The sequence below is a fragment of the Faecalibacter bovis genome, assembly GCF_017948305.1.
Taxonomy (GTDB): domain Bacteria; phylum Bacteroidota; class Bacteroidia; order Flavobacteriales; family Weeksellaceae; genus Empedobacter; species Empedobacter bovis.
This window is the reverse complement of record NZ_CP072842.1, coordinates 2,221,422-2,243,157: the sequence shown is the minus strand read 5'-3', so window position 1 is coordinate 2,243,157 and position 21,736 is coordinate 2,221,422. Positions and strand designations below refer to the sequence as shown.

At 28.9% G+C, this 21,736-nt stretch carries 24 protein-coding genes and 1 pseudogene; 7 read left to right on the top strand and 18 right to left on the bottom strand.

The features are described from left to right. Positions 1–34 precede the first annotated feature (34 nt). The 9 genes and pseudogenes from J9309_RS10830 to J9309_RS10790 all read right to left on the bottom strand — a co-directional run bounded on the left by J9309_RS10830 (position 35) and on the right by J9309_RS10790 (position 6,879). Positions 35–349: a lycopene cyclase domain-containing protein gene (locus tag J9309_RS10830; RefSeq protein ID WP_230477869.1), complete on the bottom strand. Its 315-nt coding sequence runs from the start codon at positions 347–349 to the stop codon at positions 35–37. Between the two features lie 99 nt (positions 350–448). Further along, positions 449–724: pseudogene (locus tag J9309_RS10825) on the bottom strand (lycopene cyclase domain-containing protein); the annotation flags it as partial. Continuing rightward, complete coding sequence (locus J9309_RS10820; protein ID WP_230475894.1) at positions 724–1,182, bottom strand: sterol desaturase family protein; 459 nt, start codon at positions 1,180–1,182, stop codon at positions 724–726. The gene J9309_RS10820 and the pseudogene J9309_RS10825, both read right to left, overlap by 1 nt. Further along, complete coding sequence (locus J9309_RS10815; protein ID WP_230475893.1) at positions 1,179–1,604, bottom strand: hypothetical protein; 426 nt, start codon at positions 1,602–1,604, stop codon at positions 1,179–1,181. Before J9309_RS10815 ends, J9309_RS10820 begins: the two co-directional genes overlap by 4 nt. A gap of 11 nt (positions 1,605–1,615) precedes the next feature. Further along, positions 1,616–2,455, bottom strand: a complete 840-nt coding sequence (locus J9309_RS10810; RefSeq protein WP_230475892.1) for a phytoene/squalene synthase family protein — start codon at positions 2,453–2,455, stop codon at positions 1,616–1,618. A gap of 10 nt (positions 2,456–2,465) precedes the next feature. Then, positions 2,466–3,938: a phytoene desaturase family protein gene (locus J9309_RS10805; protein ID WP_230475891.1), complete on the bottom strand. Its 1,473-nt coding sequence runs from the start codon at positions 3,936–3,938 to the stop codon at positions 2,466–2,468. A 296-nt stretch (positions 3,939–4,234) separates the two neighbouring features. Beyond that, entirely contained in the window at positions 4,235–5,275 is a 1,041-nt protein-coding gene (locus tag J9309_RS10800) for a glycosyltransferase (protein ID WP_230475890.1), read from the bottom strand. Positions 5,276–5,290: 15 nt separating this feature from the next. After that, positions 5,291–5,728: a DUF2750 domain-containing protein gene (locus tag J9309_RS10795; protein ID WP_230475889.1), complete on the bottom strand. Its 438-nt coding sequence runs from the start codon at positions 5,726–5,728 to the stop codon at positions 5,291–5,293. An 11-nt stretch (positions 5,729–5,739) separates the two neighbouring features. Continuing rightward, complete coding sequence (locus J9309_RS10790) at positions 5,740–6,879, bottom strand: THUMP domain-containing class I SAM-dependent RNA methyltransferase (RefSeq protein WP_230475888.1); 1,140 nt, start codon at positions 6,877–6,879, stop codon at positions 5,740–5,742. 175 nt (positions 6,880–7,054) lie between these two features. On the opposite strand from J9309_RS10790, the gene J9309_RS10785 reads away from it, so the two are divergent. Genes J9309_RS10785 through J9309_RS10775 form a run of 3 tightly spaced genes read left to right on the top strand, consistent with a single transcriptional unit; the run spans position 7,055 to position 8,879 of the window. Continuing rightward, complete coding sequence (locus J9309_RS10785; protein WP_230475887.1) at positions 7,055–7,441, top strand: Fur family transcriptional regulator; 387 nt, start codon at positions 7,055–7,057, stop codon at positions 7,439–7,441. A 3-nt stretch (positions 7,442–7,444) separates the two neighbouring features. Continuing rightward, positions 7,445–8,176, top strand: a complete 732-nt coding sequence (locus J9309_RS10780) for a class I SAM-dependent methyltransferase (RefSeq protein WP_230475886.1) — start codon at positions 7,445–7,447, stop codon at positions 8,174–8,176. Continuing rightward, positions 8,169–8,879, top strand: a complete 711-nt coding sequence (locus tag J9309_RS10775; protein WP_230475885.1) for a ZIP family metal transporter — start codon at positions 8,169–8,171, stop codon at positions 8,877–8,879. Before J9309_RS10780 ends, J9309_RS10775 begins: the two co-directional genes overlap by 8 nt. A gap of 441 nt (positions 8,880–9,320) precedes the next feature. Here the strand turns inward: J9309_RS10775 and J9309_RS10770 are convergent, their stop codons facing one another. The 3 genes from J9309_RS10770 to J9309_RS10760 form a co-directional block, all read right to left on the bottom strand. Beyond that, the gene (locus J9309_RS10770; RefSeq protein ID WP_230475884.1) at positions 9,321–9,911 is read right to left on the bottom strand and encodes a hypothetical protein; all 591 of its coding nucleotides are present in this window, start codon (positions 9,909–9,911) and stop codon (positions 9,321–9,323) included. Positions 9,912–10,097: 186 nt separating this feature from the next. Further along, on the bottom strand, positions 10,098–10,796 hold the full coding sequence (locus J9309_RS10765; protein WP_230475883.1) for a pseudouridine synthase: 699 nt from the start codon (positions 10,794–10,796) through the stop codon (positions 10,098–10,100). A 59-nt stretch (positions 10,797–10,855) separates the two neighbouring features. Beyond that, positions 10,856–11,650, bottom strand: coding sequence for an SPFH domain-containing protein (locus tag J9309_RS10760; RefSeq protein ID WP_230475882.1), 795 nt, complete (start codon positions 11,648–11,650; stop codon positions 10,856–10,858). Positions 11,651–11,946: 296 nt separating this feature from the next. Between J9309_RS10760 and J9309_RS10755 the strand changes: the two genes are divergently transcribed. Continuing rightward, positions 11,947–12,690, top strand: coding sequence for a Rossmann-fold NAD(P)-binding domain-containing protein (locus J9309_RS10755; RefSeq protein WP_230475881.1), 744 nt, complete (start codon positions 11,947–11,949; stop codon positions 12,688–12,690). A 7-nt stretch (positions 12,691–12,697) separates the two neighbouring features. Here J9309_RS10755 and J9309_RS10750 read toward each other — a convergent pair whose 3' ends face one another. From J9309_RS10750 to J9309_RS10730, 5 genes are all read right to left on the bottom strand, one after another. Further along, entirely contained in the window at positions 12,698–13,606 is a 909-nt protein-coding gene (locus J9309_RS10750) for a tetratricopeptide repeat protein (protein WP_230475880.1), read from the bottom strand. Between the two features lie 78 nt (positions 13,607–13,684). Further along, a complete protein-coding gene (gene lpdA / locus J9309_RS10745; protein ID WP_230475879.1) occupies positions 13,685–15,085 on the bottom strand; it encodes a dihydrolipoyl dehydrogenase in 1,401 nt (466 codons plus the stop codon). A 290-nt stretch (positions 15,086–15,375) separates the two neighbouring features. Continuing rightward, a complete protein-coding gene (locus J9309_RS10740; protein ID WP_230475878.1) occupies positions 15,376–16,347 on the bottom strand; it encodes a S41 family peptidase in 972 nt (323 codons plus the stop codon). A 63-nt stretch (positions 16,348–16,410) separates the two neighbouring features. After that, a complete protein-coding gene (locus J9309_RS10735; RefSeq protein WP_230475877.1) occupies positions 16,411–17,421 on the bottom strand; it encodes a 3-oxoacyl-ACP synthase III family protein in 1,011 nt (336 codons plus the stop codon). A gap of 113 nt (positions 17,422–17,534) precedes the next feature. Continuing rightward, a complete protein-coding gene (locus J9309_RS10730) occupies positions 17,535–18,416 on the bottom strand; it encodes a DMT family transporter (RefSeq protein WP_230475876.1) in 882 nt (293 codons plus the stop codon). A gap of 150 nt (positions 18,417–18,566) precedes the next feature. Here J9309_RS10730 and J9309_RS10725 point away from each other — a divergent pair, with 150 nt between their 5' ends. The 3 genes from J9309_RS10725 to J9309_RS10715 all read left to right on the top strand — a co-directional run bounded on the left by J9309_RS10725 (position 18,567) and on the right by J9309_RS10715 (position 21,225). After that, the gene (locus J9309_RS10725; protein WP_230475875.1) at positions 18,567–19,373 is read left to right on the top strand and encodes a TerC family protein; all 807 of its coding nucleotides are present in this window, start codon (positions 18,567–18,569) and stop codon (positions 19,371–19,373) included. A 36-nt stretch (positions 19,374–19,409) separates the two neighbouring features. Continuing rightward, entirely contained in the window at positions 19,410–20,207 is a 798-nt protein-coding gene (locus tag J9309_RS10720) for an HAD family hydrolase (protein ID WP_230475874.1), read from the top strand. Between the two features lie 220 nt (positions 20,208–20,427). Beyond that, the gene (locus J9309_RS10715) at positions 20,428–21,225 is read left to right on the top strand and encodes a polysaccharide deacetylase family protein (RefSeq protein WP_230475873.1); all 798 of its coding nucleotides are present in this window, start codon (positions 20,428–20,430) and stop codon (positions 21,223–21,225) included. A gap of 22 nt (positions 21,226–21,247) precedes the next feature. Here the strand turns inward: J9309_RS10715 and J9309_RS10710 are convergent, their stop codons facing one another. Beyond that, on the bottom strand, positions 21,248–21,721 hold the full coding sequence (locus J9309_RS10710) for a DUF1810 domain-containing protein (protein ID WP_230475872.1): 474 nt from the start codon (positions 21,719–21,721) through the stop codon (positions 21,248–21,250). Between the last annotated feature and the right edge of the window lie 15 nt (positions 21,722–21,736).

The window sequence follows — 21,736 nt, the reverse complement described above, 5'->3', positions numbered from 1 at the left end:
TTCCACAAGATTTATAATTCAAAAAATGAAATAACTATTTCATCTTATTTTTAAAAAATTTGAAAAAGTAAATATTCCATAAAAATAAAGAATAACCATAAACGGCATCTTCAATAGGAATTGTTCCGATTCGGAAATTTAAAAATTCGTTTGGATTGTAATTTACAATTGGATTTTCTAGACCAGTTCCTGTCAAAATTCCATTTACAGGAAAAAATCCTAACATCAAAATGGAATATATTAAAGAGGCCTGACCAATCCAAGGAGTTCTAGTAATTAGATGCAAATATATTATTGTTAATGTAGTTAAAATGGCTGTAACTAAAGTGTAAGTTTTATCGAAATTCAATAACCCTACAACTACACACACAATAATAGTAACAAAGCAAATTATATTATTAAAACCGTTTGCCCAATTTAGATTAAAAAACCTTGTAAGGCAATAATATGTAAATATACATGAAAAAGGAATACAATAAAAAAACAATAACTCTTCTAACGGTAATCCTAATATTCTTAAACCAATTAAATAAGTATCATTAAACCACCATATACCTATTTTAGTAAACCATGCATCCCATAAAATAAACGGAATTGCGACAATTGTACAAGATATTAAAAACGTTAAAAAATATCTACTAAACTTGATCCTTTTATCAAACGAATAAATAAAACATATTATAATCGTAAAGAAATTAATTAATAAATAAGTATAATTTTCCATTATGATTTTTTAGAATAATACATTTTAAAATATTTAAGAGGTACATAAAGAAATCCAAAACATTCACCATCTTCTTTTGTAATGTATTTATGATGTTGTTTATGCGCTCTTCGTATCGCTAAAAAATAAGGATTTTTAGTATTTCTAAATATTTTTATACGTTGATGAATAAATATATCATGAACAAAAAAGTAAGCGATTCCGTAACATGTTATACCCAATCCGATATAAAATAAATAATTATAATTATTTATAGATCCAAAATAAAACAATGCAATAGCAGGAATTGCGAATATTATAAAGAAATAATCATTCTTTTCCAGTTCGCCTTCAGTACTATGGTCGTGATGATCTTTATGTAAAACCCATAAAAATCCGTGCATTACATATTTGTGGATCAACCAGGTTAAAGGCTCCATTATTACAAAAATGAATAATGTAAGTAGTAAATAAATCATAATACAGACTTTATTAATTCTTTTAATTCTACTGATTTTACATCAGAGCGATGTTTTTCAATGTATTTTCTATCTGCTTCACGTTCGTGATGATACCCTAAAAATTTAGGCGCGTTTTTTTGTATCGCGTATCTAACTAATCGTATTTCTAAACTTATTTGATTCATTGATATTGCTTTCTCAATATTATTTTTACCTTTTCTAAAAGTCGAGAGTTTATTTACAGGATTTATCACATGATTCGCCCAAATTGTTTGGTATGCACCTAAATAGGCGATATGAATTGGATTATTATCATTTTCAGAAATTGATTTAATCATATTCTGACAAATGGATTTATTTTCTGATGCAACCGCTAAATTTTTACGCAATTCTTGTAAATTCTGACTGTAACAAAACGTTGAAAATAATATTAATATCAAATAAAACCTCATTATACTAAACTTGCAATTTTATAATCAAAATAACAGCGCGATAACATTAACAATTTATTACTATCAGGAATACGAATACGTTCATTCAAAACTGTATGCGCAGTAGATTTTTTGATTTTCTCGAATAAAGAATAATAATATTTATAAGCTAAATAAACCCCAAATCTTGAAGTTATTGGTAATTTTTTAATTCCAATTAAAGCTTCTTGAAAATCAAGTTGAATATCTTTTTCTATATCTTTTTTGATGTGATCATTAAACTCTGTTAAATCTACACCTGGAAAATAGGTACGCCCAAGAATGTGATAATCATCTTTTAAATCTCTTAAAAAATTAATTTTTTGGAAAGCAGCACCAAGTTTCATTGCATAAGGTTTCAACTCATTATACTTAGTTGCATCACCTTCCACAAAAACATGTAAACACATTAAACCGACAACTTCTGCCGAACCTAAAATATATTCTTTATATAAATCTGAATTATATTCAACTTTCTCTAAATCCATTTCCATACTATGCAAAAATTGATAAATCAACTTTTCTTCTATTGCATATTTTTGTACAACTTCCTGAAAAGAATGTATGATTGGATTTAAAGATATACCATCTTTTAAAGCCTTATTTGTTTCAGCTTTAAAATCATTTAATAAAACTTTTTGATCATAATCATGAAAACTATCTACAATTTCGTCTGCTAATCTAACATAACCATAAATGGCATAAATGGCTTCTCTTAACTCGGGGTGCAACGCTTTTATACCCAAAGAAAAACTTGTACTGTATTGTTGTGTAACAATTTTACTTAGTTTGTAAGAAACATCATCGAATAATTTTTTCATAGGATTAAATTTAGATTTTAATTTCGTTTGCAGCTATTTTTCCAGAAATGATAGAAGGCGGCACGCCTGGTCCTGGAACTGTTAATTGACCTGTATAAATTAAATTTTTAACTTTTCTATTCTTCACAGAAGGCTTTAAAACCGCCGTTTGGTTTAATGTATTTGCCAAACCATAGGCATTACCTCCGTAGGCATTATAGTCTAACTTAAAATCGTTGATACAATAACTTCTCTGATAATCAATTTTTGACTTTAGATCTTTAACGCCAGTTTTCTTTTCTAAACGCTCAATCATTTGATCTAAATAAGATAATCTAATTTCCTCAGAATCTTCAATATCAATTGCGATAGGCATTAAAAGAAATAAATTTTCGTGACCTTTCGGCGCAACATTATCATCAGTTTTTGATGGACAACAAGCATAAAACAAAGGTTTCGTTGGCCATTTCGAATCTTTATAAATTTCATCTACATGTAAATCCAAATCATGTTCAAAGAATAACGTATGATGAGTTAAATTTGGAATGATTTCATTAATTCCTAAGTAAAAAATCAAGCATGATGGCGCAAAAGTTCTTGATTTCCAATATTCTTCAGAATAATTTCTAAAAGATGTTTCTAAAAGAGTTTCTGTATGATTATAATCAGAAGAACTGATAACAAAATCGAATGATAAAAATTGATCATTCACTTTAAGAGATTTAACCTTTTTATCTTCAACTTCAATCTTTTCAATTGTTGAATTTAGATGAATTTTTACTCCCAACTCTAAAGCAATTGATTCCATAGCTTTAATCAAACTGAAAAATCCACCCGTTGGATACCAAGTTCCAAGTTTGTAACCCCCATAATTCATTAAACTATATAACGCAGGAATTTCTTTAGGAGAAGCACCTAAAAATATAACTGGAAATTCCATAATCGCCTGTAAATATGGATGCTTAAAATAAGATGCAACATACGATCTGTAATTCGTAAGCAAATCTAATTTCATCGCATTTACAATAACATCTAAGGAAATAAATTCGAACCAACTATGACTTGGCTTTTGAACAAAATTATTCATTCCAATATCATATTTCCTTTCAGCTTCGTTCATAAATTTTTCCAACTTTTTACCCGCACCTTTTTCTAAAGATTCGAATAAATTAAAAATATCTTCAAAACTTTCTGGAAGATGAATTGATTGGTCTGGAAAAATTATTTCAAATTGAGGATTTAACGAAATCAGATCATAATAATCTGAGGATTTTTTATTAAAATCTTGAAAGAAATTTTCAATAATATCTGGCATCCAATACCATGATGGTCCCATATCAAAAGTATATCCATTTGAAGTGGAAAATTGTCTGGCTCTTCCACCTAATGTGGAATTTTTTTCATAAATATGAACTTCATAGCCAGCTTTTGCCGCATAACATGCAGCTGATAAACCGGAAATCCCTCCTCCTATTATAGCAATTTTCTGTTGATTTGAAATCATTGAGGTATATTATTAAACTAATTTAAATGACAATAAAAGATAATATGAAACAAATATAGTATAATATTACACTTTAATGCAAAAAATATTAGAATATCTAATAATATTAAGTAATTCTACTATAAAAATAAAATTTTGACTCAATAATATTAATAGATCAACTTAAAATTTAAAAGACTTATTTAGAATTTAAACATTCTATATCTAATTTAAAAATTTAAATATCAATTATTTAAAAACAATACAAACTTAAAAGTATTATATTATACTTTAAAAATATAGTCCTTAATTGTTTTTTAATCTTCTAAATGAAAATGTGTAGGAAATGCTTTTTTAGGATCTTTTTTTAAAACATTCAGCTTAATTTGACTTTCCAAAAAGCCAAAACCATAATTAAAAAACTGAATTAATGTTGTTTGCATAGATAAAATTCCAACTTTTATAGATTTAAATCTAATCGTTGCAAAAACAAAAATCAACAGTATATATATCATCCAAAATACAATTGGGATGAAAAGAATTAGTTGATAATCTTTGAATATGAATCCTAATAGTGTAGTAGTAAAAGCTAATAAAGTTCCTAAAAAAAATAAACTCGGAAACCAAAAGGTCGGTTTCACATAATTAGGATGAAGTTGATTTAGGATTGGGCGAGCAACGCCAAATTGATATACTTGCTTTGCGAATTTCCTTAACGATGTTCGTCTTTTATGTATAACTTTTGAGTTCTGAAACAATCTAGTTTCAAAACCATTTTCCCATAAACGCATTGATAAATCTGGATCTTCTCCGATGCGCATCGCAGCAAATCCACCGGTAACATCGTAAGCTTTACGAGAAATTCCCATATTAAAACTGCGTGGTTGAAATTTACTCACTTGTTTTTTTCCTCCTCTAATTCCACCTGTTGTTAAAAAAGATGTCATAGAAAAAGTTATAGCTTTTTGATAGTCATTGAATGATTCATCCGCATCATCTGGACCACCAAAAGCATCGACGAAATTAGTAGTTAATTCATCAAAAACTGATTGGATATAAGTGGGTGGGATAATCGTATCCGAATCCAAGAAAATAAAATAATTTCCGTTAGCTTTTTCCATACCGAAATTACGTGATTTTCCAGGACCTGAATTCGATTTATAATAATATATAATATTTAATTGATCTTGAAATTTAGCACAAACAGCATCTAATTTATTCTTCGAACCATCATCTACAATAATAATTTCGAAATTTTGATTGGTTTGTTTTGATAAACTCGTCAATAATTCAGTTAATTCATCTTGACGTTCGTAAACAGCAACAATAATTGATAACTGCAAATTTGTTGTATTCAAAATCAATAAAAGCTATTAATTTATACTTTCTTTAATGTCTAGCGCAGCACGTTTAATTTCTCTAATATCCTTAGCTAAATGTATCGTATATGCAATATCTTTTTGGATGATATAATGTACAATTTCTAAAATACAATCAATTGGAGAAACTTCTTCTCCTTGTAAATCAGCATTGAAATTAAAACCAGCCAAAACAACTTCTTCAATCATACCGAAAAGCCATTCTTCCAAGAAAACATTTAAATCAATAGATTCAATTTTATGATTAGCCCATTGATTTTTTCTCGCTTTATTGGCATTTTCTTCAGATGACCAAAAACAAATAACTTCTAAATTAGAACCATCTTCGTATTCATATTCTTCCGAATAAGAGATCGCAAACCCTTCTTCAGAAGTCAATAAATAGACTTTTTGGTTTTCAATTATTTCTTCAATAAAATCTTTCTTATCCAAATCAAATAATTTTAAGCGTTATCTTTTTTTGCCTTTTTAGATCCTTCGTACATTTCGTATTGTAAGAAATCACACTCTAATTTACCGTTGAAAACCTTTAATTTCTTCGACGGTTTTAATCCTACGTATTTTTTAGCTGATAAATCTGAAGTAACAAACCATGCTAAAGTATTTGGATAACTTGATTTTAATGTGTCTCCAATTTGTTTGTAGAAAACTTGATTGTCATTCTCTAAACGTTCGTTGTAAGGCGGATTAAATACAACAGAAACTGGGAATAAATCTTTTTTTGATGTAAAGAAATCCTGTTGACGAACTTCAATAATATCTGATAAATCAGCAGAACGAATATTTTCTTCCGCAATTTTTACCATCATTGGAGAAATATCACACCCTACAATTTTGTAATCGAAATCACGAATACGATTAATTCTAAAGTTTCTTATTTCAGCAAATAATTTCGGATCATAATCTGGCCAATTTTGGAAAGAGAATTCTTTACGATGAATTTGTGCTGGTATATTACAAGCAATCATCCCTGCTTCTACCAACATTGTTCCAGAACCACACATTGGATCTAAGTAATTTCCTTTTCCATCCCAACCTGAAGTAATTAATAGACATGCTGCTAAAACTTCGTTAATTGGAGCTGGTCCAGTTTCAGATCTGTAACCACGTTTGTGTAAAGATTCACCTGAAGAATCGATAGATAATGTTACTTTATCGTGAGAAATATGTAAGTTGAAACGTACATCTGGATTATCTTTATCAATACTAGGACGACGACCTGTATTTTCTTGGAAACGATCAACAATAGCATCTTTAACTTTTAAAGCCGCGTAGTGTGAATGTGTAAAGTAGTCTGAAAAAACAGTTGGATCGATCACAAAAGTTTGATCTACATTAAAATAATTTTCCCAAGGAAATTTTTTCATTCTTTCATACAATTGGGTATCAGTTTTAACTGAAAATGTATGGATTGGTTTTTGAATTCTTAAGGCTGTTCTTAAGCTATAATTCGCTTTGTACATAAAACCTAAGTCACCGTAAAATTCTACCATACGATTACCAATTTTCACATCTGCTGCTCCTAAAGCCTTTAATTCTTGTGCTAATATCTCTTCGAAACCATAAAAGGTTTTCGCCTGCATTCTAAAGTTTTCCAACAATCAAAATTTTTACAAAAGTAAGGCTTTTATTACAAAAACTCATCATTTCGCATCTATTGTTCCTTGAATTTAGATTAAATTTTCAACAATTTTATACCTTAAATAAATTTGAATTTTTAATAATTTTCGTATTATTGCAACAGATTTGCATTAAGAAATGAAACGCAGAAATACACCACAAAAACAAGCTATATTAAATTTGTTTGAAACTTGTTCAAGTGCTTACAATCAAGATGCTATTGAAAAACAATTGTACGGAAAAATGGATCGTGCTACGATTTATCGTATTTTGAAACGTTTTTGTGAAGATGGAATTTTGCATAAAGTGTTAGGCGATGACGGAATTGCTTATTATGCCAAATGTAAATCGTGCGAACACGAAAATCATCAACACAATCATTTCCATTTTCAGTGCGAAGATTGCAACGAACTTACGTGTTTGAAAGAAGAAGTAAATCTTAATCTTCCGGAAGGCTACGAAATGAAAAACTACAACTGTGTAATTACTGGGATTTGCCCAAAATGTAAACAAACAATTAAATAAATTATGGATTGGTTCAAAGCTTGGTTTAATACACCATATTATCATACTTTATATAAAAATAGAAACGACGAGGAAGCAAGCACATTTATTAAAAATGTTACAAAATTCATCGATATTCCTACAAATGCAAAAGTTATGGATTTGGCTTGTGGTAAAGGAAGACATTCTGTTACGTTAAATCAATTGGGTTATGATGTATTAGGATTAGATTTATCCGAAGAAAGCATTGCTTACGCAAAACAGTTTGAAAATGATCATTTACATTTTGATGTACATGATATGCGTAAAATTTATAAGGAAAATGAATTTGATGCCATTTTTAATCTATTTACAAGTTTTGGTTATTTTGATAATGATGAAGAAAATGCATTAGTTTTTGAATCGATAAAAAAACAATTGAAACCGAATGGAATTTTAGTTTTTGATTATTTGAATGCAGAGAAAATAGTTAAAAATCTTATTCCATACGAAGAGAAAGAAATTGATGGAATTTTATTCAAAATCACAAAATCTATTACGGATAAAAATTTCATCAAAAAAGAAATTGATTTTTATGCTGATGGACAAGATTGGCATTTTGAAGAATATGTTAAAGTCTTATACAAAAAAGATTTTGATGTAATGATCGAGAAAGCTGGTTTTAATATAAAACATGTTTTCGGAAATTATCAATTAGGTTCATTTTTTAATGATACTTCTTCAGATCGTTTAATATTAATCTTAGAAAATGCTTGAAATTAGTGTACTTATAGGAAGTGTTATTATTGGAGTTTTATTTTCCAAATACTTCTTAAAAAACAAACACAATTCAAAACTACTATTAACTTTTAGTGGTGCTTATTTTCTTGCAATGACTGTGCTTGAAATTTTACCTCAAGTTTATGGACAACATGTAGGTGATCATTCGCATCATACCATTGGATTATTTGTATTAGCCGGTGTTATAATTCAATATATTTTAGAAACTATAAGTAAAGGGGTTGAACATGGGCATGTGCATTTACATGGACATAGCGACAAATTTCCTTTAGGAATTTTTGGTGGATTATTCTTACATTCTTTGATTGAAGGAATCCCTGTAGCTAATGCTCATTCGCATGATTTTTTATGGGCAATTTTTATACATAACATTCCTGTTTCGATGATTTTATATGCAGCTTTAAGCAAGCATACACCATCTAAAATGAAACAATTTTTGTTCATGTTTTTATTTGCTATTGCTTCACCGATTGGATTTATTTTAGGAAAATTTACTCCAATTTCAAATTATACGTTAGAAATTAATGCCATCGTATCCGGAATTTTCTTACATATTTCTACCGTAATATTATTTGAAACAAACGAAGGACATAAATTCAACACGAAAAAATTTGCTGTAATTGTCATCGGATTCTTGCTTGCTTTTGCAACAGTTTCTATGCATACTCACAGTCATTAGAATAGAAAAGCAACTCCAACGAGTTGCTTTTTTTATTTATATTTATCATTCAAACACTAAACATGAGATACATTAAATATAGTCTAATAATTTTTACAAGTTTTTTATATTCTTGTAATTTATTGAATGATGATACAGATTATGAAAACTTCTATACCTGCTCAATGTTTACCGAGATAGTTAATAGTTCAAAAGGTGTAAATCCTTGTACATATAATATTAATTACAACAATACTTCTCAATTTTATAAAACAGGTTATTTTCAAATCACTCTAAAAAACTCAAGAAGCAGCTATAATATTAATAGTAAAACAGTTACTTTAAACGAAGGTAGAAATACAATAACTATTAAAATTGATAACTGTAATTTTCAAGACGAAATTCAAAAAATTTGTTTCATGACAAAATAATAAAGCCACTACATATGTAATGGCCTTTTTTTTACAAATAATATCTTCGATCCAATACTAAAAATTCGCCGTTTGACATAAATTTCCATTGTTGGTTATTTTTACATTCATCTGTTTCGTTTTCAGATTGAATATTAAACTTCACTTCTTTCCCATTCATGGAAACATCTACATCATAATTACAATTTTCATAGGAAACCTTTGTAGATGCTTTATCTTGCGTCAATAAATCATTTTCAGAAATAGATTTTATCGCATCATTTATTATATTCAAATCCATTTCAGTATAAAGTAAATCAAATTGATCACGAATAACATCTGTAGATAATCTCGAAGAATTAGATTCAATCGCATTTCTAATTTTAGAATTTTGCATACTTAGTTCTATTTCTTCTACACGTTTTGGAGAATCTAAATATTCAGCCACACGATCTGTTTTGCGTTCTTCTAAATCTTTTTGAAATTGAATAATCTCTTTTACCAATTGTTTCTTCTCTTCAGAAATTGTAGATAAATCAACTAATTCAACAGAATCCTCTTTTATGATTTCTGTATTTTGACTTTGATTTTTACAATTATAAAATAAGGTTAATGGTAATAAAATAAGTAAATTTTTTATCATAGTATAAATGGTTTTTGGTTGCTTTAATTTATAAATTATTTAGATATAAATCAATTATTTACAAAATTTTAAAATCAGATAATTTAAAACAAAAAAAAGAACGATTAAATCGTTCCTTATTATCATAATCAATCATGGATTACTCCTAGTACCAATTACTTTTGATGATATAATTTATTAGAGTTTTTACTGATATAATGTTAAATCAATATTTAAAATATTTCCAACTTTATTAAACTCATCGTTCACTTTAGCATTTATCTTCAAAGGCTTATTTGTAATTGGATGATTAAAGCAAAGTTCGTGCGCATGTAGCATCATACCCGTTACTCCAAAATTCTCTAACCATAATTTATTTTGTTTGTTACAACCATGTGGACGACTTCCTAAAATTGGATGAAAAATATGGCGAAAATGCTTGCGTAATTGATGCATTCTACCCGTTTCAGGAATAGCTTCCACCAAACAATATCTTGAAGTAGGATGATTATTATACGCTAAATCAATTTCGGCTGTTTGCAAACGATGAAAATAAGTAATCGCATTCTGTTTCACGCCATCATCATTTGTCAAATCATAATCTATCGTTAGTTCTTCTGGAGCCCAACCTCGTAAAATTGCTAAATATTTCTTTTCAACTCCGCGTGTTGCGAAACGATCATTCATAATCTTCAACGTTTCTTTATCTAAAGCGAATAATAAAACACCTGAAGTTTTTCGGTCCAATCTATGAATCGGATAAACATGTTGCCCACCAATCTGATTGCGTAATTCCTGAACTGCAAATTCCTTTGCATCTCTTGCATAATAAGATTTATGAACCAATAAACCACTTGGTTTATTTATCGCGATAATATATTCGTCTTGGTAAAGAATTTCTAACATGAGGCAAAAATAAAAAGAGATTTCAATTGAAATCTCTTTTCTGAAATATTATTTAAATTTTAATTTACAGATTTGAAAAACGCAGGAGCATTTCCGTAAATAGGTGTTTTACCATCCCATTTCTCGATAAATTGTTGCTGAATTAACAGTTGATTTAAGGATACTTTTCTTAACTCATTTGCTCTCGCTTCAGATTCAGCTAATACAATTAATTTTTTCGCACTTGCTTCTGCTACTTTTAATTCGTTTTCTACTCGTTGAGCTTCTTGTATTGCAGCATTCTTTGCATTAATTGCTTTTGTAATCGCCTCAGGATATTGTATTCCACTAGTTAATTGTTCTAACACGAAACCTTCATCCTTTAAAAAAGCAATCATTTTAGCTTGTACTCCATTTTCAAAAGCCTCACGACTGCTGATAATTTGATCTGTTGTATATTTATTAAACTCGATTCTATAAACGTCTTTAATATGATTGACCAAGGTATTTTGTAAAACTTCGTTGATACCTTTACGATATTTTTTAAAGATTTGAGGCGATTTACCATCAATTACTTTCAACGAAATTGTTGGATCAACCGTAAATACAGATCCATCTTTTGCATTTACTGTAAACGCATCATAATTTACAGTTTGTACATAAGTCGGAATCTCAAAAACTTGTTCTGTTAACGGATTATACCATACACGACCTGTTACCAAAGCAACATCTTGTACACCCTTGTCCGATCCATACATTTTAACTTTTAACCCTTCGTGTCCAGCATCAATACGTTCTGTACAAGCTAAAGCTATGATTAATAAGAATAAGAAAACAATTCCTCCAGCAGTTAATTTAATAAGATTTTTATTCATGGTTAAAATAGATTTTTTTAAAAATTAATAAAGTAATAAAGATTAAGCAGCTAAGTAAAACAACTCCAAATGCCACTTTTAATGTATCAGGTTCGCTGATTAATCCAAAAATGTATTGAATAGCAAATAAAATAAACAGTAACCAAATGGGTACAAATGCAATTTTGAAGATTGTTTTATTAGACATTGGCGATGTATTTTTCTTAAAATTATCATAAATAAATTTAATTTATAATGTTAATCATCATTGTAAATAATATTTATTATTACTATCTTTATAAAATGATTTGATTACAATGAAAGAAGTATTAATTATAGGCAAAGGATGGATTGGCGAAAAGCTAGAAAAGCAGTTAAAAAACCAATTTAAGATTACTACAACCAAAAGAAATTCTGACGCTGAAAATTCTATCTCTGTTGATTTTGATTCAGCTAAAATCATTTCTATTGATTCTACAAAATATGATTTCATTATTATTACGATTCCTTTTGGTAAACGAAATACAATGGAAGAATTAAACTTTCGTTTTGATAATTTAATCCAGTTTATTGGCAACTACAATAAAAATATTTTACTACTTAGCAGTACTGGAATTTATACTGAATCGAATGGTTTTATTTCTGAAAATACCTTTCCAGATGCTCAACTAAATGATCCCTATATTTCTATTGAAAATAAAATAAAAACTAAATTTCCACAAGCATCCATTTTACGTTTGGGTGGAATAATGGGTAATACTCGTTATTTGTCGAAGTACTTAGATTTAGATCGTGAAAGTTTGGATGAAGTTGCCAATCATGTGCATTATGAGGATATTCTGAACGTAATTAAAACTTGTATTGATAATAATATTACAAACGAAATTTATAACGTAGTTGCTCCACAACACCCTACAAAAGAGGAAATTTTAGAATATCAAATCAATCATAAAATAATTAAAACAGAAACAAAAAAAGGTAAAACAATATCGTCTCAAAAACTTATGAACGAATTGAATTACCAATTTTTATATGAAAATCCTATTTATTTTAAAGACTAAATAAATATTATAGACTTTTCTTATTTCTATTTTTTTTGTTCTTTTTATTCAAAACAAATACAAAACCGAAGGTCGAAATTACAGAAATCAATATCGTATCCCAATAATTTGAGATTAAGGCTTGAAATGAAGTTTCAGGTGATTTTTCTACACTTGCTAATTCAATTCTTTTATGAATTAATGGAGATTCAAATCCATATTTAATTGCGTGTTCATAAACTTCTTTGGCTTCAGCATATTTATCATTTAATAATAAACCATTTCCGTAATCAAATAACAATTGTGCAACAATTTCATCTTTTGGAGCTACAAAAGAACGACGCTCATTTAACTGAAAATACATCTGAGTTAAAAGTTGTTCTAAATCTTGCTTAGATAAATTAGTTTTCGGAAAATCTTCAGTTCCAAAATCTGTATTGATTAAATTTTTAGAAGTTAAATCAAATTGACCCAATTTATACTTTAAAATATTGACGTGAATCCATTCCGATTTTTCATGCGAATTAGGATTTAATTCTAAAGCTCTTTCAATCCATTTCAACGCATTTTTATTATCACCAATCAATTCATAAGCTGTTCCTAAATTAGAAGCTGTACTGTATTGATTTGGATTTTCCTTTTCAATTTTCAAATATAAATCAATCGCTTTTTGGTAATCTTTAGCAATGATGTAAACAATTCCTTTTTGATTCAGAAAATCTGGACTAGGTTCTACCTGATATAAACTGTCTAATTTTCTTAATTCTGTTTGTGGGTCATTTAACCAAAATTCATGTCCATAAGGCACATGACCTTCATGATCGATATACAACGTTGTTCCTGTAGATAATACTCTATTAGGCCCATTGATGCATGCGAAGGAATTAGTTACAGCGAATAAAGAAGTTATAAATAGGGATTGTTTTATAAATTGCATAAAAGTATTTTAGATTTTAAATATAATAAAAAAGCGACTCCTTACGAAGTCGCTTTTTAGATATATCAATTATTTTAATTATGCGTGAATTGCACGATTATCAGTTGCAGCTAAAGCAGCTTCTTTAATTGCTTCTGAGAATGTTGGGTGAGCGTGTGACATTCTTGTTAAATCTTCTGCTGAAGCACGGAATTCCATTGCTGTAACTCCTTCAGCGATTAAATCAGCAGCACGAGCACCGATGATGTGCATCCCTAAAATTTCGTCTGTATTTTTATCAGCTAAAATTTTAACAAATCCATCAGTATCCATAGAAGCACGCGCACGACCTAAAGCAGCAAATTTGAAAGTACCTGATTTGTATTCAACACCAGCTTCTTTTAATTGCTCTTCTGTTTGACCTACACCTGAAACCTCTGGCCATGTATAAACAACACCTGGGATTAAGTTATAGTTGATGTGAGGTTTTTGACCTGCTAAATATTCAGCAACTAAAGTACCTTCTTCTTCAGCTTTATGAGCTAACATAGCACCAGCAACAACGTCACCAATAGCATAAATGTTTGCAACATTAGTTTGTAAGTGACCGTTAGTTTTGATACGACCTCTTTCATCAACTTCGATTCCTACATTTTCTAAACCTAAAGAACCTGTAAACGCACGACGACCAACAGCTACTAAAGCGTAATCACCTTCGATTGTTAATTCTTCACCTTTTTTAGATGTAGCAGTTAAAGTAACAGTATCTCCGTTGTTTGTAACAGAAGTAACTCCAGTAGAAGTATGGAACTTCATACCTTGTTTCTTTAAGATTTTTGTTAATTCTTTAGATAAAGCTCCGTCCATTCCTGGAATTACACGGTCAGCGTACTCAACAACAGTAACTTCTGAACCTAAACGTAAATAAACAGATCCTAACTCTAAACCAATTACACCACCTCCAATAACAATTAAATGTTTTGGAACTTCTGGTAATTCTAACGCTTCAGTAGAAGTGATAATTCTTTTACCGTCTGTTGGAGCGAAAGGTAATTCTGAAGAAACAGATCCAGTAGCGATAATTGTATATTTCGCTTCAACTTCTTGAGTTGATCCGTCAGCTGCAGTAACAACAATATGAGTTGCATCTTTAAATGCACCAGTACCTTCTAAAACGTCAATTTTGTTTTTGTCCATTAAGTATTTGATACCAGAAACAGTTTGATCGATAACTCCTTGTTTACGAGCGATCATTTGTCCAAAATTAACTTTAGGCGCTTCAACTTCGATTCCGTGCTCAGCAAAATGCTTAACAGCATCGTGATAGTGGTGAGATGAATCTAATAAAGCTTTTGATGGAATACAACCAACATTTAAACAAGTACCACCTAATTTATTTTTTTCGATGATAACAGTTTTAAATCCTAACTGAGCAGCACGAATAGCTGCAACATATCCACCAGGTCCAGCACCGATAACGGCAACATCATAAGAACTCATATAGTTTATATTTTAATTTTTATTATTTTTCTTAAAACGATACAAATATAACGTATATAGTAAGAAATGTGTTAATAAAATAGAGGAATTTTATCTTCTTTCAATTATATCAATTATAAATTCAATTCCAATCGATTAAACTTCTTAATTTAATAGAAATTAAATTATTTATTAATTTTAACAATTGTAGTAGTGTACATTTTCCACTATTTTTTGGAATGATTTATTTTGGAATTTTAAACTTGAATATTAATAATTTTAAAATTTTATTATTATCAAAAAATAACAATTTAATCTCTCATAATATCTTTATTTAAATATTCAATAATTTCATTTTCATTGCATAACTCTACGTCTGGTTTAATACCATTAGGAAAAATATTTTTATTACTATCCATCATATATCCTGAAGTCATAACCAATTTATCTCCATTATTCAATAGAATATTTGCATTCATAGTTGCGGCTCCGTAAGTTTTTTGACCTAATATTATAGTATTTGGAAGTGACTTTAACGAAATCAAAACAGCTTCTGCAGCACTACTAGTATTATGATTAATTAATACATATATTTTTTTGGCATTAACTTTAAAATTTAATCTAGTTCCAATAATTTGTTCTGTTATGTTTGTCGTATCATTAAAAATTGAACCATTTCTCTTAGTCCAAGAGATTTCATCATTTAAGGTTTTTGTATAACCTAAAATTCCATCATTATAAAAGGGTAATAATGAGCTAATCATAACCCAATTAGAACCTCCTGAATTATTTCTTAAATCTATAATCCAAAATTTAGAATTTACACTTTCAGAAATAATTTTCATTTTATTAAAAACATACTCCTCGTCTTTGATTACTTTTTTATAACCATGACTATCAATATTTAAATAAGATACATTAGAAATTTTAGTAAATTCACTTGAAGAATTATTCTTCAATAAACAACTACTGTCCATAGCAATTTTAGGGAAGCTTCCAAATATAAATCTGCCTTCTTTTGTAATGTAATGGGTATGATTATTTCCTATAGAAGTTAATAATTCCTTAATTACAGAATCCTTTGGTTTGTCATTTAGTTCTGACAATTTATTCTCTAAAATTATCCAATTTATTTTATCTCTATCAATAAATCCCTTTTTTAAAAATTCTAATAATTCAGTATAATTAGAATCGATAGGTACTTGTATTTTTTCTTTCTCATCTTTTTCACAACTAATTGTAAATAAAAATATAATAAAGAATAACATTACAATTTTCTTCACCAAGTATTAGATTTTGTTTATCTAAAAAAACCTTTCACTTTATGTGAAAGGTTTTAAAATATTTTACCATTTAATCAAAACAGAACCCCATGTAAATCCTGCACCAAAGGCAGTAATCAATACTGTATCTCCTTTGTTAATTTTTCCGGCTGCCTTAGCCTCACTTAACGCGATTGGAATAGAAGCTGCTGTTGTATTTCCGTATTTCTGAATGTTATTAAAAACTTTTTCATCAGGGAAACCTAATTGACGTTGTACAAACTGAGAGATTCTTAAGTTTGCTTGATGAGGAACAAATAAATCTACATCTTCTGGTTTAAGATTCGCGTCCGCTAACGCTTCTTGTATAGATTCAGGAAAACGAGTTACTGCATGTTTGAAAACATAGTTTCCATTCATGTGTGGATATAATTCCTTTTTTGTAATTCCATGATCATCTTTCAAGATTTCATCAGACCATCCAAGTTTTGTACCTGGAAACAAAACTGCAAGTTCCTCAGCATATTCACCTTCAGAATGCATATTTGTAGAAATAATTCCTCTATCTTCTGTTGTTGCAGAAACAACTACCGCTCCTGCTCCATCTCCAAAAATTACTGAAACTCCTCGACCTTCATCCGACATATCTAACCCGAAAGAATGAACTTCTGCACCAATAACTAATATGTTTTTATATTTTCCTGCTTTGATGAATGCATCAGCAGTAGATAAAGCATAAACAAATCCTGAACATTGGTTACGAATATCCATTGCCCCTATTGTTTTACAACCTAAAGCTTTTTGAACTAAAACACCATTTCCTGGGAAATAATAGTCTGGCGATAAAGTAGCGAATAAAATAAAATCTACGTCTTGTGCTGTAATTCCTGCATCTTTTAATGCGTTTTCTGCAGCTTTTACACCTAATTCTGTTGAAGTAATTTTAGAACCTGGTTCAATATGTCTTCTTTCTATAATTCCTGTTCTTTCTTGGATCCATTCATCATTAGTATCCATAACTTCTGCTAAGTCATAGTTTGTAACGATTCTTTCCGGAACATAATGCCCTACACCTGTAATAATAGAGTTAATCATTTTTATGTTATATTTTGATAAAAACAAATATAAAATAATCTTGTTAACTTGTGAATATTAGGTTATAAAAAACATGAATTTGATAATTTTTAAATATTTAATTTATCAAATAATTAGTTCAATGTTTTTTGTCGAGCATTTTTAAAGATTCCATTGACGATAATTGATAAAATCATAATAGCCGTTGCAATATAAAAAACAGGCTTCATCATTTCTGATTCGCCAAAAACTAAACTGGCTAAAATAATACCATAAATAGGTTCTAAATTAACATTTAATAATATCGTATAAGGTGTAAAATATTTGTAAAGATTTACAAATTCTATTTGAGCAAATGCAGTAAATACAACTCCTAATAAAGCTAACCATATAAAATTTGACCAACCTACATTTAATACTTCAGTAATTGTTTCAGGTTGAAAAATTAGCATTAAAAAATTCATCATAATAAAACCTCCAATCATTTCGTAAAAAGTAATGGTTGTGGGTTTTACAGATTCTTTAAAAGTAGAATTTAGCACCGAAAATAAGGCGGATAAAAAACTACAAATTGCGCCGTATATAATTCCTAATTTATATTCTGGCGATGCCTGAAATATCAAAATCACACATCCAGAAACGATTGTTGCTAAAATTATTTCTGATAGGACAACTTTTCTTTTAAAAATTATAGGTTCGATAATAGAAGTAAATAACGCTCCAAGTGAAAGTGTACTTAACGCAATTGCTACGTTTGAAACTTTTATCGATTCGTAAAAGAAAAACCAATGTAATCCTACAATTATACCTATACCTAATAATTGAAATAAATGTTTTTTTGAAACTAAAATCGAGTCTTTTTTCCATTTGATATAAATGAAAACTGCAATTGCGGCAATTAACATTCGGTACCAAACCATTGGTAAGGCAGATATGGTAACTAATTTTCCAAAAAGACCTGTGAATCCCCAAAGTAGGATTAAAAATTGGAGACGGAATTGAACTTTAGAAAACATGGTATAATTTTAAAATAATTGTGTGGCCAAAGTTAATTTCAATTCCTTTAATATTCATTTTTATTTTAACTATTTAAGAATTATTAAATATGTAAAAATGTTATTGACAAAATCCAAAAACATTGTATTTTTGAAATCTATACAAAAATCATGGACTTTAGTATTTTTTTACAACCAGATGCGTTAATCGCATTATTCACCTTAACAATGTTAGAAATTGTTTTAGGTATAGACAATATTGTTTTTATCTCAATTTTAGCAGGTAAACTCCCAAAAGAACAACAAAAGAAAGCGCAACAACTTGGGCTTTTCTTAGCAATGTTTACACGTGTTTTACTTTTATTTTCATTAAGTTGGGTAATGAGTTTAGTCAATCCATTATTCAATTTAGGTTCATTAGTCGGTATAACTGATCCTGAATGGGTTGAAAAATTAGCAATTTCCGGACGTGATTTAATATTATTAATCGGAGGTTTATTCTTAATTTACAAATCGACTGTAGAAATTCACCACAAAATTGAAGGTGTTGAAGAAGGAACTGGTAAAGTGAAAGTGCATTCATTTGCAGGAACAATTGTACAAATTTTAATTTTAGACATCGTTTTCTCTTTAGATTCTGTTATTACCGCTGTTGGTATGGCAGATCAAATCGAAGTTATGATCGCAGCTGTAATTATCGCAGTAGCTGTTATGATGTTATCTGCATCTGCAGTTTCAAAATTCGTTAACGATCATCCTACAGTTAAAATGTTGGCATTATCATTCTTATTATTAATCGGTGTTTCTTTATTAGCTGAAGGTTTTGATCAGCATATTTCTAAAGGTTACATTTATTTTGCGATGGGATTCTCTGTTTTAGTAGAATTCTTAAACTTAAAAATGAAGAAAAATAATACAAATCCAGGTATGATAAGAAACTTGGTTGGTGACGCAGAAGAACAAAATAAAAATTTATAATTTTACAGACCTCTACGGAGGTCTTTTTTTATGACTATGAACTACGAAAATATAAAACTAATTGTCTCTGATATGGACGGAACTTTGTTACGTTCTAACCACGAACTAAGTCCAGAATTTAAAGAAGTATATCATCAATTAATTGATAAAGGTATTCAATTTGTTCCTGCAAGTGGCCGTCAATTTTATAGTATCACAAGCTATTTTGACGAGGAACAAATAAACATGCCAATTATTGCAGAAAATGGAACTTATGTTACTTACAATGGCAAAGAAGTTTTTGTAGATGAATTAGATAAAGATATCGTAAAAGAAATAATACTTGAGTCAAGAAAGATTGATGGGGCTCATTTAGTTTTAGCTGGTAAAAACGCTGCTTATGTGGAATCTAAAGATGCTGATTTCTTAGAATTCTTTCAAAATTTTTATTCTAAAAATGTAATTGTTGATGATTTATTGGCTATCGAAAACGAACAATTTATAAAAATAGCAATTAATCATCCAAATGGTTCTGAAGAAAATTTATACCAAAATTTTAAACGATTCGAAGCCAATAATCTAAACATTGTTATTTCTGGTGAAGTTTGGTTAGATATCATGAATAATGGTACAAACAAAGGAAAAGCTTTGAAAGAGTTACAAAATAAATTAAACATTTCTGCAGAAGAAACCATGGTTTTTGGTGACTATATGAATGATATTGAGATGCTAAAACTTGCTAAATATAGTTTTGCAATGGAAAATGCTCATCCAGATGTGAAAGCCATTGCGAATTTTGAAGCTCCGTCTAATGATGACGATGGAGTCTTACAAATTATTAAAAATTTGATCTAAAATATTACAATTAGGAATGAAGAAATTCATTCCTTTTTTTATTCAAAATTTATGATATTATCTTATTATTATTCATTCTAAATTATTACTTTCGCGATAGAATCACAATCAATTGAAATCAACTACCCTAACATATCTAAACCTATTAATTATAAGCTGTTTATTCTTATTTTCAGCTTGTAAAATTCCTGAAACAAAATCTTTTTTAGATGAGCTGAATTTGAGTGAAATTTATTCTGATTTTTCAACAGATCATGATACTATTTCGACCAAACAATTAACTTCTACAGCAATAAAACCAGATTCATTATACAATCAATATAAAGATAATGTGCAGGTTATTGATTCTACCAAACAATATGTTTACTTAACTTTTGATGATGGACCATTTAAGGGAAGTGAGAAAATCAATAAAATAATCCAAGAAGAACAAGTAAAAGCTACTGTTTTTATTGTAGGAATGAATGCATACACTGATAAGTTGCGACAATATTTAAAAAATTATGAAGAAAATGATTTAATCGAAATTTCTAATCATACATATTCACACGCGAACCGAAACAAATTCAAAGAATATTACGATAATCCTGATGTGGTTTTGAAAGATGTGGTAAAAAATGATAGTATTTATAATTTCAAAAATCGTTTTGTTCGTTTGCCTGGTAGAAATGTTTGGAGATTAGGCAACCAAAAGAAAAATGATTACGACAAAGGTTCTAGATATTCTAGCGATCATTTGGCTAAAAATCAATATTTTGTTTTTGGGTGGGATTACGAATGGAATAAGAAATCCAAAAAGAGTAAATTGAGTAATCCTGATGATATTTACCAAGGAATTGTAAATCGATTAAACAATAAAGAAACGTTTACAGAAAAGCATTTGGTTATTTTAATGCACGATGATATGTTTGATAACGATGAAGATGCAAACCAATTACGATCATTAATTAAGTTAATCAAATCAAATAAAAATATTGTTTTTGAAGTTGCTTCTAATTATCCAATTTCAATAAGCTAAAAAAAAAAAGGGAATCATAAGATTACCCTTTTTTTTGTTTCATTTGTTTGATGATTTCTAATGTTTTTTTATCTGTTTGTCCTTGATAAAAAGTATCTAAAACCTTTTTAATAATTACTTCTTTTGGTTTGATAAAATTAAATAAAGTTAAACTTGACTTTAATTTCATTGCGTCATTTTTCCCAAAGATTAACTGTGGTAAAGTTCCTTTATGCATCATTAAAACTTCTAAAAGCTCTAAATAATTTCCCCATAATTCTTCATTCTGCACATAAGCTCTCGCCTCTTCTATGGACGCAATTCCAAATTCTAATGAAGAATCACTTTTACCTAAACCAACAACCTGAGGAAATGTAAATATTACCCAATTGGTTTGCACTTTACCTGCATGTACTTCCATTAACGCTTCGTCAAAAACAAATGCTTGTGCATTCTCAAAACGTTGTAAATTATATCTATCGTTTGGTTTCTTTTGTAATAAATCACCTATTTTCATAAAGTTAAATTTAGA

What these genes read in the sequence shown, in the direction of transcription:
- J9309_RS10770 (WP_230475884.1), bottom strand. Translation starts at nt 9,911, where the DNA reads ATGATAAAAAATTTACTTATTTTATTACCATTAACCTTATTTTATAAT.
- J9309_RS10735 (WP_230475877.1), bottom strand. Translation starts at nt 17,421, where the DNA reads ATGATTAACTCTATTATTACAGGTGTAGGGCATTATGTTCCGGAAAGA.
- lpdA (WP_230475879.1), bottom strand. Translation starts at nt 15,085, where the DNA reads ATGAGTTCTTATGATGTTGCCGTTATCGGTGCTGGACCTGGTGGATAT.
- J9309_RS10785 (WP_230475887.1), top strand. Translation starts at nt 7,055, where the DNA reads ATGAAACGCAGAAATACACCACAAAAACAAGCTATATTAAATTTGTTT.
- J9309_RS10760 (WP_230475882.1), bottom strand. Translation starts at nt 11,650, where the DNA reads ATGAATAAAAATCTTATTAAATTAACTGCTGGAGGAATTGTTTTCTTA.
- J9309_RS10820 (WP_230475894.1), bottom strand. Translation starts at nt 1,182, where the DNA reads ATGATTTATTTACTACTTACATTATTCATTTTTGTAATAATGGAGCCT.
- J9309_RS10720 (WP_230475874.1), top strand. Translation starts at nt 19,410, where the DNA reads ATGAACTACGAAAATATAAAACTAATTGTCTCTGATATGGACGGAACT.
- J9309_RS10790 (WP_230475888.1), bottom strand. Translation starts at nt 6,879, where the DNA reads ATGCAGGCGAAAACCTTTTATGGTTTCGAAGAGATATTAGCACAAGAA.
- J9309_RS10725 (WP_230475875.1), top strand. Translation starts at nt 18,567, where the DNA reads ATGGACTTTAGTATTTTTTTACAACCAGATGCGTTAATCGCATTATTC.
- J9309_RS10775 (WP_230475885.1), top strand. Translation starts at nt 8,169, where the DNA reads ATGCTTGAAATTAGTGTACTTATAGGAAGTGTTATTATTGGAGTTTTA.
- J9309_RS10755 (WP_230475881.1), top strand. Translation starts at nt 11,947, where the DNA reads ATGAAAGAAGTATTAATTATAGGCAAAGGATGGATTGGCGAAAAGCTA.
- J9309_RS10710 (WP_230475872.1), bottom strand. Translation starts at nt 21,721, where the DNA reads ATGAAAATAGGTGATTTATTACAAAAGAAACCAAACGATAGATATAAT.
- J9309_RS10810 (WP_230475892.1), bottom strand. Translation starts at nt 2,455, where the DNA reads ATGAAAAAATTATTCGATGATGTTTCTTACAAACTAAGTAAAATTGTT.
- J9309_RS10730 (WP_230475876.1), bottom strand. Translation starts at nt 18,416, where the DNA reads ATGTTTTCTAAAGTTCAATTCCGTCTCCAATTTTTAATCCTACTTTGG.
- J9309_RS10805 (WP_230475891.1), bottom strand. Translation starts at nt 3,938, where the DNA reads ATGATTTCAAATCAACAGAAAATTGCTATAATAGGAGGAGGGATTTCC.
- J9309_RS10750 (WP_230475880.1), bottom strand. Translation starts at nt 13,606, where the DNA reads ATGCAATTTATAAAACAATCCCTATTTATAACTTCTTTATTCGCTGTA.
- J9309_RS10765 (WP_230475883.1), bottom strand. Translation starts at nt 10,796, where the DNA reads ATGTTAGAAATTCTTTACCAAGACGAATATATTATCGCGATAAATAAA.
- J9309_RS10780 (WP_230475886.1), top strand. Translation starts at nt 7,445, where the DNA reads ATGGATTGGTTCAAAGCTTGGTTTAATACACCATATTATCATACTTTA.